Origin of the sequence: Blautia parvula (assembly GCF_020215665.1) — a bacterium.
In the GTDB taxonomy this organism is placed as follows: Bacteria; Bacillota; Clostridia; order Lachnospirales; family Lachnospiraceae; genus Blautia; species Blautia celeris.
Window position 1 is genome coordinate 5,364,990 of the sequence record NZ_CP084061.1, and the last position, 14,102, is coordinate 5,379,091.

Annotated in this window: 13 protein-coding genes and 1 pseudogene; 10 read left to right on the forward strand and 4 right to left on the reverse strand. The window is 46.7% G+C overall.

The genetic code is table 11. The features are described from left to right. Positions 1-8: 8 nt before the first annotated feature. On the reverse strand, positions 9-1,028 hold the full coding sequence (locus LC508_RS24440) for a LacI family DNA-binding transcriptional regulator (RefSeq protein ID WP_033140781.1): 1,020 nt from the start codon (positions 1,026-1,028) through the stop codon (positions 9-11). Positions 1,029-1,424: 396 nt separating this feature from the next. On the opposite strand from LC508_RS24440, the gene LC508_RS24445 reads away from it, so the two are divergent. The 10 genes from LC508_RS24445 to LC508_RS24490 are packed head-to-tail and all read left to right on the forward strand — an operon-like array spanning position 1,425 to position 11,937. After that, on the forward strand, positions 1,425-2,240 hold the full coding sequence (locus tag LC508_RS24445) for a sugar phosphate isomerase/epimerase family protein (protein ID WP_033140782.1): 816 nt from the start codon (positions 1,425-1,427) through the stop codon (positions 2,238-2,240). Between the two features lie 19 nt (positions 2,241-2,259). Next, positions 2,260-2,655: a D-ribose pyranase gene (gene rbsD / locus LC508_RS24450; RefSeq protein ID WP_033140783.1), complete on the forward strand. Its 396-nt coding sequence runs from the start codon at positions 2,260-2,262 to the stop codon at positions 2,653-2,655. Positions 2,656-2,669: 14 nt separating this feature from the next. Further along, entirely contained in the window at positions 2,670-3,689 is a 1,020-nt protein-coding gene (locus LC508_RS24455) for a zinc-dependent alcohol dehydrogenase (RefSeq protein ID WP_052099355.1), read from the forward strand. A gap of 44 nt (positions 3,690-3,733) precedes the next feature. Continuing rightward, entirely contained in the window at positions 3,734-5,128 is a 1,395-nt protein-coding gene (locus LC508_RS24460; RefSeq protein ID WP_033140784.1) for an ABC transporter substrate-binding protein, read from the forward strand. A gap of 60 nt (positions 5,129-5,188) precedes the next feature. After that, positions 5,189-6,091 carry a carbohydrate ABC transporter permease gene (locus tag LC508_RS24465; protein ID WP_081960264.1) on the forward strand — a complete coding sequence of 301 codons (903 nt, stop codon included), beginning with the start codon at positions 5,189-5,191 and terminating at the stop codon, positions 6,089-6,091. Between the two features lie 2 nt (positions 6,092-6,093). Continuing rightward, the gene (locus LC508_RS24470; protein ID WP_033140785.1) at positions 6,094-6,957 is read left to right on the forward strand and encodes a carbohydrate ABC transporter permease; all 864 of its coding nucleotides are present in this window, start codon (positions 6,094-6,096) and stop codon (positions 6,955-6,957) included. A 16-nt stretch (positions 6,958-6,973) separates the two neighbouring features. Then, complete coding sequence (locus LC508_RS24475; protein WP_033140786.1) at positions 6,974-7,816, forward strand: sugar phosphate isomerase/epimerase family protein; 843 nt, start codon at positions 6,974-6,976, stop codon at positions 7,814-7,816. Between the two features lie 11 nt (positions 7,817-7,827). Next, a complete protein-coding gene (locus LC508_RS24480; protein ID WP_033140787.1) occupies positions 7,828-8,817 on the forward strand; it encodes a zinc-dependent alcohol dehydrogenase in 990 nt (329 codons plus the stop codon). 45 nt (positions 8,818-8,862) lie between these two features. Further along, positions 8,863-11,379 (forward strand): beta-mannosidase, encoded by a 2,517-nt coding sequence (locus LC508_RS24485; RefSeq protein WP_033140788.1) that lies wholly within the window; start codon positions 8,863-8,865, stop codon positions 11,377-11,379. A gap of 9 nt (positions 11,380-11,388) precedes the next feature. Beyond that, the gene (locus LC508_RS24490; protein WP_033140789.1) at positions 11,389-11,937 is read left to right on the forward strand and encodes a D-lyxose/D-mannose family sugar isomerase; all 549 of its coding nucleotides are present in this window, start codon (positions 11,389-11,391) and stop codon (positions 11,935-11,937) included. A gap of 63 nt (positions 11,938-12,000) precedes the next feature. Here LC508_RS24490 and LC508_RS24495 read toward each other — a convergent pair whose 3' ends face one another. From LC508_RS24495 to bioB, 3 genes and pseudogenes are all read right to left on the reverse strand, one after another. Then, the gene (locus LC508_RS24495; RefSeq protein ID WP_033140790.1) at positions 12,001-12,873 is read right to left on the reverse strand and encodes a YitT family protein; all 873 of its coding nucleotides are present in this window, start codon (positions 12,871-12,873) and stop codon (positions 12,001-12,003) included. Further along, positions 12,870-12,944, reverse strand: a pseudogene (locus LC508_RS28800) (hypothetical protein); the annotation flags it as partial. The pseudogene LC508_RS28800 and the gene LC508_RS24495, both read right to left, overlap by 4 nt. Before the next feature lie 185 nt (positions 12,945-13,129). After that, positions 13,130-14,092: a biotin synthase BioB gene (gene bioB, locus LC508_RS24500; protein WP_033140791.1), complete on the reverse strand. Its 963-nt coding sequence runs from the start codon at positions 14,090-14,092 to the stop codon at positions 13,130-13,132. Positions 14,093-14,102 lie beyond the last annotated feature (10 nt).

The window sequence follows — 14,102 nt, forward strand, 5'->3', positions numbered from 1 at the left end:
AAACACCCCTATCTCGGCTTTGCCGTACTTTTTCGTATGATCAGGTGTGGTTCAAAGCTTATCGTTTGCTTCTCAGCTTCGGGGCTGGTGATCTCAAGCAGCGCACGCTTGGCAGCTTCCCGTCCGATTTCGTAAGTGGGCTGGTTTACTGTAGTCAGCGGCACCTCCAGCATATCAGAAAAGTCAATATTGTCAAATCCCACGATAGACATATCCTCAGGAATGGAAAGGCCTTCCTGCCGCAGACAGTGATAGGCTCCTAATGCCATCAGGTCATTGAATGCAAAAACAGCAGTGGCTTTCGTTTCCTGCAGGATTTGTTTCATAGCTTCATTTCCGCTTTGTTTCAGATAGTCGCCATGAAATACATACTTTTCAGGAAGAGAGACTCCGGCATCACGGTAAGCCCATTCATAACCGGCAAGCCGTTCCTGGGTACTGTCAGAATTGGCAGGGCCTGTAATGCACACGATGTTTTTATGTCCAAGTGACAGCAGATAACTGACTGCATTATAGGCTCCCTTTTTGTTGTTTAGCTTTAAGGCACTGCAGTTAAAGGCAGGATTACAGCGGTCCACGGTAATGATTGGAATCGGTGAAGTATCTATGATGTCTTTGTAGGAACGTATATGAGTCTGGTCAACATTGGATGCCATGGCAAGGATGATAGCGTCTACGCCGCGGGATTTCAGCACCTGGATACTCTTCAGATCCCGTTCCGGGCGGTCATTTGTATTGCTTAATATAATATTCCTGTCATGTTTCAGCATTTCATCATCTATTCCCAGAGCCAGATTTGCAAAAAAGTGATTGCTGATATCAGGGATGATAAGTCCAATGGTCTTAGTCTCCTGTTTTACCAGACCCACGGCAAGCTGGTTAGGATAGTAGTGCAATTTTTCCGCTGTTTTGAGAATCAGACTGCGGGTGCTGTCGGATACACGGCATTCTTTTTGGTTCAGAACCAGTGATACGGTGGTTACAGATAAATTCGTTTCTCTTGCGATGTCTTTTAAAGTTACTCGCATATATTCACCTCATAAATACTGATACAGCACCCTGTCGTTTTCCACGCAGTGCTGACCAGTGTGCTGTCTGTCTGTTGACTATAGCAACAGTACACTAGATATTGTATTGCATCCTGATTTTATCATGGGTAAATACTGAATGCAATGTATTGTTCCGTATATTGTAATTATTTGAAAAAGTGATAAAGCGTTTTAACATGTATGGGGGAGCTATGCCCTTATTATAGCGGCAAAATGATAGGAAAACAATAGTAAAAAAAGTTTATAAAAAATTAAAGTGCACAAAATAAATAGATAAAATATCGAAAAAGTGTTGACAATGTAGAAAAAGCGTATATAATGAAATTCATAAATCATGATAAAACGTTTTATCAAATAGCGAAAGGAATATGGCTTATGGAGATAGGTTATACGGTTTGGGAATGGGGACTGGAATCAGAAGATGACCTGAAGACAGCGCTGAATGATATGAAAAATCTGGGCTATCACAATTTTGAGAACTTCATCGGCATGGCTGACCTGTATGAAGGCAGGGAAGAGGAATTTAACCGGCTGGTGAAAGAGTACGGACTGAAGTTTACAGCCCTGTACCACTACATACGCGATATGGATGCGGACAATGTGGAGGGTACAAGAAAATATCTGGAGTTCTGTAAAAAGACCGGTGCCGGAATCATGAATATCCAGGCCCCGGCCAGAGACGGAAAGCCGTCAGAAGAACATCTGCTGAAATTATCGGAAACACTGGATAAGATAGGCAGGATGGCCCGTGATTATGATGTGACGTTATGCCTGCATCCTCATTTTCAGATGACAGTGGAGCAGGAGGATGAGATTGATTTCGTGGCGGAACATACAGATCCTGCGTATGTAAAGTTTTGTTTTGATACTGCACATACTGTACTTGCCGGAATTGACTTTGAAAAGCTGTTTGAGAAATACAAGGGAAGAATCGGTTACATACATCTGAAGGATCAGGATACAGCGGTGGATGCAGAGGACTACAGACAGAAATGGATTCATGAATGGGACAGGCATCAGAGATTTTATGAACTGGGAACAAAGGGGATTGATTTCCCGAAGGTCCTGGAACTATTAAAACGAACAGGATATGACGGATACCTGGTGATTGAAAATGACACACCCACAGTCAGCAATTATGAGGGAGCAAAGACGAACCGGGAATACGCCAGGCGCGTACTTGGTATGTGAGGAGCAGGGGGAGTGAAACGTGCGAAAGGAAGGTATTTTGAACACGGATATCTGTTATGCCATATCATCGCTTGGGCATACAGATTATCTGGTGATAGCAGACCCGGGACTTCCTATACCGGAGAATGTAACAGTAATTGACATATCGCTGGTGAAAGGGATTCCTGGATTTACGGAAGTTTTTGATGCAGTAACAGATGAACTGGTCATAGATTCTTATATCTATGCTGAGGAGATGGAGACAGCCAGTACAGAATTGCTGCAGTATGTACAGAGCAGGCTGTCCGGTGTGCCGGGACAGAAGCTGTCTCATGAAGAACTCAAGCACATACTTCCAAAAGCGAAGGTGATCATAAGGACCGGTGAGTGTACGCCATATGCGAATGTTATTCTGGAAGGCGGCGTTAATTTTTAGGAGGAGGAAAATATATGGAAAAAATGTTGGCAGCAGTTTTTGAGGATGTGGGTAAACTGGAACTGAAAATGGTTCCCGTTCCGCAGATTCAGAGAGAGGACCAGGTACTGGTAGAAGTGGAGGCGGTGAGCATCTGCGGCACAGACGTACATATCACTGCAGTGCCTCCCGGATACGAAGCCACTCCGGGAACCATTCTCGGACATGAACTTGTTGGGAAAATTATAGAGAAAGGAGAAGCTGTGGAACATCTGCAGGTAGGAGACCGCGTTGTGGTGAATCCCAATGATTACTGCGGAGTATGCCAATACTGTAGAAAAAATCTTCCCAACGAATGTGAGAATATCATTCCACTTGGAATTGACTACGACGGAGCGTTTGCAAAATACTGTCTGATCTCAGGCAAAGTCGCATATAAGATCTCAGAAAAGGTATCGTCTGAGGCTGCTGCATGTACAGAACCACTGGCCTGTGCGATCAATGGATTTCATAAGGTGAGTATACTTCCGGGAGAGAGCGCAGTGATCATCGGATGCGGTCCCATCGGACTTATGATCGCCATGCTGGCCAAAGCCTCCGGAATCGGAAAACTTTACCTGCTGGAAGCTGCGCCTTACAGAATCCAGTTCGCAAAGCAGCTTGGGCTGGGAGAAGTCATAGATGTCAAAAGTCAAAATGCAAAGAACATTATCCTGGAACAGACAGGGATCGGACCGGATTACGTCTTTGATGTAACCGGCTCCCAAGTAGTGCAGGCTGTGGACCTGGTGAGAAAAGGCGGACGCGTTGTCCTTTTCGGAGTAAATAAAAAATCTGTCAGTCAGGTGGCGCAGTGTGAGATCACCACAAAAGAGATAACCGTTCACGGCACCTGGCTTGCCAATGCAACGTTTCCGGAAGCGATCCGCGTGCTGGAAGAGCATATGGTAGATATGGAAAAGCTTGTTACAGACGTTATCCCTCTTCAGGAAGTGAAGGCCGGAATTGAGAAACTTGCAAGAGGAGAAGCAGTAAAAGTTGTAGTGAAACCTTAACAGTGAAATCAGAACGATCATGAAGAAGAAACGGAGGAAAAACAATGAAGAAGAAACTTTTAGCAGCACTTATGGCGGTAACACTGGCGGCATCTATGACCGCATGCGGCGCACCTCAGGCAGTGGACGATGACAAGGACAGCAAGGATACAGCCCAGACAGAAGAGAAAAAAGAACAGGACAGCGGCGAAGCGTCAGAGGAAAGTACAGACGGTAAGACAACCATCACCGTGATCTGCCATCAATCCAGAAGCAACATCGGTGAGGGCGGCTTCACCACAGGTTTCTTTGGTGCACTTGATACATGGCAGGAAGAACACCCGGATGTGGAAGTGAAAGTAGAGGAAATGGATCAGACTGCGTACCAGACAAAGATCAATTCCCTGGGCGCGTCAGGCGATATGCCGGACCTGTTCATGATGAAAGGCTCCTGGACAAAGACATTTGTGGAAAACGGATGGGTTTCAGATATTACCGCAGAGCTGGATGCCGATCAGGAATGGAAAAATGCTTATATTAAAGGTGGATTTGATGCGGCAACAAGAGATGACAAAATATACGGAGTGCCTCAGGAAAGTATGTCCACAGGTATGGTGTATTACAACTCTGATATGTGGAAGGAAATCGGATATGAGACTTTCCCGGAAACATGGGATGAACTGCTGGATGCAGTGGATAAATTCAAGGAAAAAGGAATCACCCCGTTTGTTATGGGAAATAAACCGAACTGGCCTGCAGAGTCCTGCTGGTTAAGCACCCTGGGAGACCGTTTTACCGGACCGGACTGGACACAGTCCATACTGGAGGGCTCAGGGGCAAAATTTACAGACGAGGCGTTTGTTAAGGCACTGACCGCTTTTCAGGAACTGGCACAGAGGGGCGCATTCAACGAAGACATCAACTCTATTGATGATACAGAGCAGAATACAGTATATTTCAACAAGAAAGCAGCAGCGATCGTAAACGGTACCTGGTTTATTCCCACTATTGACAATTCCGCACCGGAAGATGTAAAAGCAGCTACAAAGCTCGCCATCCTTCCTTCTGTGGAAGGTGGTGCCGAAAACCAGAAGACAGTATCCGGCGGACCGGCCTGGTTTATGTCTCTCAGCAGTAAAGTGACCGACCCGGCAAAACGTGAGCTGGCTATGGATTTACTGAAAGCCTTGACAGACGAGCGCCAGGCAAATGTAACAGCTTCCATGGGCGGAGTTACCGCATGGGCGAACCCGGAATATGATACAGCGAAAGTGCCGGCATTATTTAATGAATACAATGCCATGATCAAAGACATTACAGCAGTGCCGATCTATGATGCATGCATGGATGCGTCTGTTATTGAAACTATGAATGTTGGTCTTCAGTCCCTGCTGATTGGGGAAAAGGCACCTGAAGAACTGGCAGATGAGATCCAGATGGAACAGGAACTTGCTCAGTAAAGACAAGTGTAAACTCGCGGGGGTGAAAATCCCCGCGATATTAGAAAAGGGGGTACTGGCTTGAGAAAATCCACGCTGAAGCCCAAGACAAGAATGGCAATTATCGTATGCCTGCTGCCGGCACTCATTATATATACCTATGTGGTTATCCTGCCGATCATCAATGCTTTCAATTACAGTTTTTATAATTGGTCCGGAGGCCCGCAGGCAAAATATGTGGGATGGAAAAACTATCAGATTCTGTTAAAAGATACATCTTTCTGGCATGCGTTCAGCAACAATATCTGGATCGCGGTTCTGTGTATTGCGGGGCAGATCGGAATCGCCTTTGTTTTTTCAGCACTGCTGACATCCAGGTTTGTCAGGTTTAAAAAGCTCCACCGCGTAGTGGCATATTTTCCTGCTACCATATCAGCAGTCGTAGTTGGTTTTACATGGTCATTTATCTTTAATTATGACTATGGTCTTGTAAACGTTATATTAAGGGCCCTGCACCTGGGGAATCTTGCAAAGCCCTGGCTGGATAATCCGAATACGATCATCAGCGTTGTCAGTATTCCTCTGATCTGGCAGTACATTGGTTACTATATGGTGATCATCATGGCAGCCATGACATCCATTGATCCGAGTATATATGAGATGGCAGAGCTTGACGGGGCAACAGGAGTGCAGAAGGCAGTGAAGATAACACTTCCGCTGATCAAAGGTTCCATTGCTGTGGCTGTTATGCTGTGCATAGCAGGAAATATGAAAATATTTGACCATATATACGTTATGACAAACGGAGGTCCGGGCACCAGTTCCATGGTAATGGCACTTCAGGTGTATAAGACAACATTTATTAAGAATCAGTTCGGGTATGCCAGCGCCATGTCCATCGGTATTTTAGTGCTGAGTCTGGGGCTTGTGGGTATCAGCAGGCTGATCATTACCAGGCCGTGGAGAAAGGAGAGTGATTACTGATCATGGCAGAATTGAAAAAGAATGCGGTTCCAGCAAAAAAGGTTGGGAAAAGTATCGGGAAAGTCATCTGTAATGCAGTTCTCCTGTTGTTTTCTTTTTCCTGTATCTTCCCGATGGTATGGATCTTTTATTCCTCTTTCAAGACACAGGCTGAATTTACCCAGAGTTCAACAGCGCTTCCCCAGGCATTGAACCTGAAAAACTACATATCTGTATTTACGCAGACAAAACTGGGGATGTATATGCTGAACAGTGCAAGAAATACAATTTTATCGGTATTGATCATCATTGTATTCTCCTTCCTGGCCGGGTATGTTCTCTCCAGATACCGTTTCAGAGGGAGAAGCCTCATATATAACTATTTCATTATGGGTATGCTGATTCCTGTACATGCACTGCTGGTTCCCATGTATGTACAGCTCAGGCAGAGCGGGCTTACAAACCACTGGTATACACTGCTGTTTCCCTATGTGGCTTTTGGACTTCCCATATCCATTATGCTCATAGAGAGTTATATTGCATCAATTCCCAAAGAACTGGAGGAGGCAGCATCCATAGACGGCTGCGGCTTTTTCAGATGTTTGTTTCAGATTGTATTTCCGCTTGCCATGCCTATATTGTCCACTGTGGCGATCATACAGTTCTTTGCAGTGTGGAATGAATTTTCATTCTCATTGATTTTGGTAAACAGTGACACTCTGCGGACAGTTCCGGTGGGACTTACGATGTTTAAGTCAGCGTACACGGTAGACTATCCCAGATTAATGGCAGGCATTATGACAACAACACTTCCGGTTATGATCCTGTACTTTGTTTTCAGCAAGAGGATCATAGAAGGTATGGTAGCAGGAGCAGTGAAAGGATAAGTTTGGAGGTATAGCTATGTATAAGACATTGGCACCGGATTGTATCGGACATCGGGTCGGGCTGGAAGAATCCGCACCTTTGGCGGAGAAATACGGATTTAAAGGAATCTGGTTTAATATAGAGCGGGAGGCCCGGATCCCTGTAGAAAAGACAAAGGAAATTCTTAATAAACACCACTTAAAAGCAGCGGGTTTTGGACTTCCTGTGGAGTACAGAAAAGACGAGGAGACCTTCAGGAAGGATATGGAGAAGCTGGAGGAGTACGCGGCATATGCCAGGGACTGCGGGATGCACCGCTGTATCACCTGGATCATTCCGGCCAGCGATGAACTGACTTATGAAGAAAATTTCAATCTGCACAGGGAAAGGCTGGGGGAGGCTGCGCGCATCCTGAAAAAATACGGTATTTCCCTGGGACTGGAGTTTTTAGGGCCGCCCAAACTGCGGGAGGGGAAGAAGTATGAATTTATACATACCCTGGATCAGATGCTGGATCTGTGCCGCGCGATCGGTACCGGAAACATGGGCATACTGATGGATGTCTGGCATTGGGATATGGCAGGGCAGACCTTTGAGGATTTCGCAAAATTTCCGGATGAATCCTGGGTTGTCTGTGCCCATATTATGGATGCACCCGCAGGGATTCCAAGGGAGGAACAGGTGGATGTGATACGGGCACTTCCGGGAAGTACGGGAATCCTGAGAATCGATGAGTTTTTTGAGGGCTTAAAAAATATGGGATATACCGGCCCGGTTCTGGCAGAGCCTTTTGTGGAGGAGCTGGGAAAGATGAAATTTGAAGAAGCTGTGGCTGCCGTGAGTGAGGCAGTCAATAAAGTCTGGCCGAAAGAGGCATAAGGAGGAAGAAGATGAAATCATTAGTTCTTGGAAATAATCGGGCTTACCTGGAGGACGTGCCGGATCCGGTCCCGCATGGAGAGTGGGTAGTGGTGAAAGTGGAATCCACACCAATCTGCGGAAGTGACAGGAAGGCTTTTGTTTCACCTACACCCGTGCGTGATGCCGGTCATGAAGGTGCCGGTGTTGTTGTGGCTGCCAATGGTTCCAATTTGCTGAAGGAAGGGGACAGAGTCATTTTGAATCCGCTTTCCGGCTGCGGGCACTGTTCTCTGTGCCGCTCGGGAAATTATATTTACTGTACAGATAAACCACAGTATTTCAGCCACTTTGCGGAATATGTACTGGTGCAGGATTTTGTCTGCACAAAGCTTCCCGATGATATTACCTTTGACCAGGGCTCACTTGGCTGCTGTGCCTTAGGACCTGCGTTCAGTTCTATTAAAAGGCTGAATGTGAAAGGGTATGATACGATTCTGATCACCGGGCTGGGTCCGGTGGGGATGGGGGCGATTGCCGTATCCAAGTTTTTAGGCGCCAGGGTAATTGCCCTGGACAGTGTACCCTTCCGAAAAAACATGGCAAAAGAGATGGGCGCTGATGTGGTTTTGGACCCCACAGACCCTGATGTAAAAGAAAAGATCAGGGAGGCTAAAAAGGATGCACCGCTGATTAAAGCAGTAGACGCTTCAGGCAACGGCAATGCGGAGAGACTGTGCATTGATATGATGGAGCCAAGAGGAAGTGTGGCCTTTATAGGCGAAAACCACAATACCGTTCCTATCTGTCCGAGCGATGATTTTATCAGAAAAGGACTTACCCTGATCGGTTCCTGGCATTACAACATGGACGACAGGGAGGAGATGTTTGCCATACTCAGGCGTTCTCCCGTGGTACATAAGATCATTACGGATGTATACGGATTTTCTGATGTACAGGGAGCTTTTGAGAAGTTTATGGGGCAGGATACCTGTAAAGTGATCCTGAAACCCTGGGAGTAGGAATGCAGAGGCATTTAAGGACAGATAGAATGGGGGAATGAGCAAATGTTTCGATTAGAGATGAATGAAAACTGGAAGCTCCACGAAAGCCTTTTAAGTGTGGAGAAAGATCAGTGGGCATATGTGCATGGCCTGGAAGATGGGTGGTACCACTGCAGCCTTCCTGCGGATGTGAGAATGCCGCTGATAGCGGCAGGTGTTATAAAGGACCCGGTGTTGGCTGACTACTGCAGGGAATCTGAGTGGATAGAAAAGAGAGCATGGTGGTTTGAACATACATTTGACAGCAGTGATGTGGACCTGGAGGAAGATATCATTGAACTTATCCTGGAAGGCCTGGACTCCAGAAGTGATATTTTCATCAATGGACAATACATCGGAAGCCATTACAGTGTACATTATCCCTTTGTGTATGATATAAAAGATAAAATCAGGGATGGCGGCAATGTGATCACAGTCAGAGTGAGCAGCGGGCTGGAAGCAGTTTCAGACCAGGATCTGTCTGAACTGAATTACGCAGTATGCCTGGAAACAGACAACGGAGGAAAGTACCGGGGGGATGCCAGAAGAGCGTTCGTCAGAAGACCACAGTACACCGTGGGATGGGACTGGGGACCCAAGGTCATCACCTGCGGGATCACAGGCGGTGCCAGGCTGGAAGGGCATAAGAAGATCGCAGTCAGGGAAGTCAGCCTTCACACCGAGGAGGCAGGAGAACAGGCAAAACTGAAATTGATGCTGAATGTGGAGAATCTGGGATTTATAAGCTCCAGGGACGGGACATACAAAGTCAGAATAAGCTATAAAGGGAAAACAGTCTTTGAGCAGCTCTATAAGGACAGGCTTTTTACATCCGGATACAATTACTTCGAGGAGGAAATCCTGATTCCGGATGCAAAACTCTGGTGGCCGAACGGTTACGGCAGCCAGCCTCTGTATGATGTGGAGGTGGAAGCTGCATGCGAGGATGTGACAGAGAAATATCCGGCATTCCGCATAGGAATCAGAAAATTGGAGCTTAATACCGATGTATTGAAAGGAAAAGACAGGAAATTCCAGTTTGTGATCAACGGAAAGCCCATTTACTGCAAAGGCGGAAACTGGATTCCAAATGACTTTATTTATGCCAGAGTGACAGATGAGAAATACCGGGTTCTTATTGACGAAGCAGCGGAGGCAAATTTCAATATGCTGAGAATCTGGGGCGGGGGCCTGTATGAGCGCGACCTTTTCTATGACCTCTGCGACGAGAAGGGGATTTTGATCTGGCATGATTTTATGTTCGCATGTTCCACGTATCCGGATCATCACCAGTGGTTCCGTGAAGAAATGCGCAGAGAATTTGATTACCAGACGAAACGTCTGCGCAGCCACTGCAGTCTGGGCTTATTCTGCGGTACAAATGAGGTACACTGGCTGTTCAATTCCACGGATAATCCCAAATGGGGAATTGAATTTACCTATGAACATCAGTACGGCATGTACATTGCAAACATTTTGTCAAAAGAGATCATGCATGCAAATTGTCCTTATATTCCATACTGGAACAGTTCACCGTATGGAGGGGAACTGCCCAATGACGATACCGTGGGCGACATCCATCACTGGCAGCAGGCGTATATGAGCAAAAAAATGGAGGAGCGCATTGAGGCCAAGGACTATGACAAGATCAAGGCCAAATTTGTGAGCGAATATGGCTATGTAGGCCCATGCTGTATGGAAACGATTTTGGAATATATGGACGGACAGCCTATTGACAGAACCAGCGAAGTTTGGCAGATGCACAATAATGTCTTTGAAAAAGATACGGTAAATACAGCGATTGAAAAAAATTATGTGGACCACGCGGATAAGCTGTCCCTGGAGGACTACATTACTTATGCCGGCATGGTACACGGCATGATGTACGGATACTCCCTGGAAGCCATGCGGTTTAAAGAACAATGCTACGGCGGCCTGTTCTGGATGTATAATGATGCATGGGGAGAAGTGGGATGGACCATCATTGACTATTATCTGAGAAGAAAAATTGCTTATTATGGAGTAAAACGTGCTCTGGCCCATCAGAAATTTACTATGCGCCTTGTGGATGGCAGCGTTGTATTACAGGGTGTCAATGATACCCCGGAACCATTGGCGGTAAAAGCGGAATTCGGCTATGTCTCCTTTGACGGAACGATTCGGGATACCAGGGAGATCAGTCTGGAAACAGCGCCGGGAGAGCGTACATACCTGCTGAAGGAAGCTCTGCCGGACAGGGATTACAAAAAAGGAACCATAATGCTGTATGTACACGACGAGAAGATTGACAATATCTGGCTCCGGTTGGATGATATGCGGAATCTGGAGTTTGATACATGCAGGGCTTCCTGTATCGATGACCGTCAGGAGGGCAGTGACCGAATCCTCACCGTTCATTCGGAGGCGTTTGCCCACGGCGTACATGTAAAAGGAAACTACAGATGTTCTGATAATTATTTCGATCTGCTGCCGGGCGAGACGAAGACGATCATCATCAGGGATGCCAAAGATGCAGCTCTGCAGCTTACATCTGTGAGATAGGAGAACACCATGAAAAAGACAGAATACGACCGGAAGAAGGCACAGGTGCTGGAGTACTTTGAAAAGGCACATATAGCGCTTACAGATGAAGAAAAGGAAAACATAGAGATTGCTGATTTTGGACTTGATGATATAGAACATATTGGTCTTCAGCTTGTCACTTATATTAATACGGACAGATGCTGCGCGAAGGAAATGGTTCTTTTTCCAGGGCAGACATGCCCGGAGCACAGCCATGCACCCATCGCTTCTATCGGCTATGAGGGAAAAGAAGAGACCTTCCGGTGCCGGTACGGAACCGTTTATCTCTATGTGGAAGGGGATGCTGATGAGAACAGGAGCGGCAGAATACCGGCAGGCTATGAAGACACGTACACAGTTCTTCATGAAATCATCCTTCATCCGGGAGACCAGCATACAATCTATCCCAATACCAGACATTGGTTCCAGGCAGGACCGGAAGGGGCTGTGATTTCCGAATTCAGTACCACAAGCAAAGACGAATATGATGTTTTCACAGACAAAAACATAAAAAGACAGCCAGCAATAGAACCCTGACAACTTTCTTCCTAATATAAACGGGGATGCCGCACAACAGAGATTTCGTGCGGCATCCCCATTTTATCTTCCGCCTTCCCCAATCTTCAGCATCTCAAACCCTTCCCCATGCACCTCATTGGATTCCAGAACAATGATAAAGGCATCCGGGTCTGTCTCCTTCACTGCTTTCTGTACAAAATACATCTGCTTATTGTTACAGGCACACATCACCACCTGTTTTTCGTCCATCCGGTAGCCGCCGACGCCTTTCAGGATGGTGCTGCCTCTGCCGCAGCACTCGTCAATGACCTCCGTAACCTTCTGTCCGTGCTCAGTCACGATCAGAGTCATTTTACCGGCATTGATTCCATAGACCACTTTATCCACAACAATAGCAAACAGAAAGTTGATGATCATTCCATAAATGATCCCATCCATATCCCGGAAAATAATACCGCCCAGGAGAATGATTACCACATCAGATAAAAAGGCGATTTTTCCAAGGGACAGATAAGGCTTCAATGCCTTTACAGCCATGATAATAAAATCCGTGCCTCCTGTGGAGGAATTCTGCATATAAATAATGGCATAGCCAAGACCGCCCAGCACACCGGTGCAGATGGCTGACAGCATCCGGCTTCCTTCATAGACGGGCAGCAGCGGCGCCAGATAGTCGATCATCACCGAAGAGATGATCATGGCACGCAGGGAACGGAGAAAAAACTGCCGCCCCAAAAGCCGGAAGCAGAGAATCGCCACCGGAATATTCAGAACAATAATGGATATACCGATGGGAAGCTGAAACAGGCGGTTTAATATCAACGCAATACCGGAAAATCCTGTCATGGGAAAGTGTGAGGCTACGGCAAAGTTGTAGATGCCAACGGCAATAAAGACACTTCCCAGCAGTTCCATTCCAATATTTTTTGCCAGTGCTTTATAATTGTTTTTCATAAATAGAACCTTCCTTTCTGCCTGCCAGAGTGTGTCTGAAAATCACTTTCGGCAGGCTGTGTGTCACACTTTGCCGGAACACATTTTCAAACAGGCTCCGGGCAAGTTATGATCAGTTACCCGTAAAACAACAAAAAAAGAGCTTATGCAAACGATTATTATAATCCGCATAAGCTCTTTTATAGAATCCAGTATAGCAGAGAGAAAATCAGATTTCAAGTTCCTTTCTAAAAAAAATTACCGTTGATTTCTTCCATTACTCGTAAAGCCTGATTTCAAATCCCAGTTCCTCCGCAAGCTGCCGGTCCTCACGGACAGCGATTCCTCCAGTGGTCAGCATATTCTGTGTGATAGCTCCGTTTGCGCCGGACCGGAATACGCGGCGTCCCTGGTCTTCCATGAGCCCCCGGCCGCCTGCCATGCGCAGGATGCTGTCCGGCAGAAGAAATCGGAAAATGGCAGCAGTCCGGCAGACTTCGTCCTCGGGCAGAGGCGCATTATGCTCCAGAGGGGTGCCGGGGATAGGGTTCAGAACATTGATGGGGACAGAGCGGATCTGCAGATCCCGCAGGGTGAGCGCCATATCAATTCTGTCCTCCATGGTTTCGCCAAGCCCGATGATTCCGCCGCTGCATACCGTGAGGCCGGATTCCCTGGCGTCCCGGATTGCCTGTATTTTATCTTCATATGTATGAGTGGTGCAGATATGAGGAAAAAAGCGGCGGGATGTTTCCAGATTGTTGTGGTAACGGACCACACCGGCAGATTTCAGCATTTTAAACTGTTTTTGGGAGAGCAGACCCATGGAAGCGCACAGGGAGATTCCACAGGTTTCCCTGATCTTCCGGAAACTGTCACAGACCTGTTCCACTTCCTGATCACTCAGTCGTTTCCCGGAGGTGACAATGGAGAAGCGGAGGATGCCGTCAGCCGCGTTTGCCTTTGCTTCCCGCAGGATCTCATCCGTGCTTAGGAGGGGATAAACGGCTGTATCAGCAGAATAATGGGAGGACTGGGCACAGTATTTGCAGTCTTCCGGACATTTTCCGCTTTTGCCGTTGATAATGGAACACATATCAAAAGCGTTCCCGCAGAAATGCCTGCGTATCTGATCCGCTGCTTCGCACAGAGGTTCCAATTGGGCAGAAGACAGAAGGATTGCCTCCTCCCTGGAAAGAGTACCGCCGTTTATAACTTTTTTCTGCAATGTAGTTATCATTTTTCATACC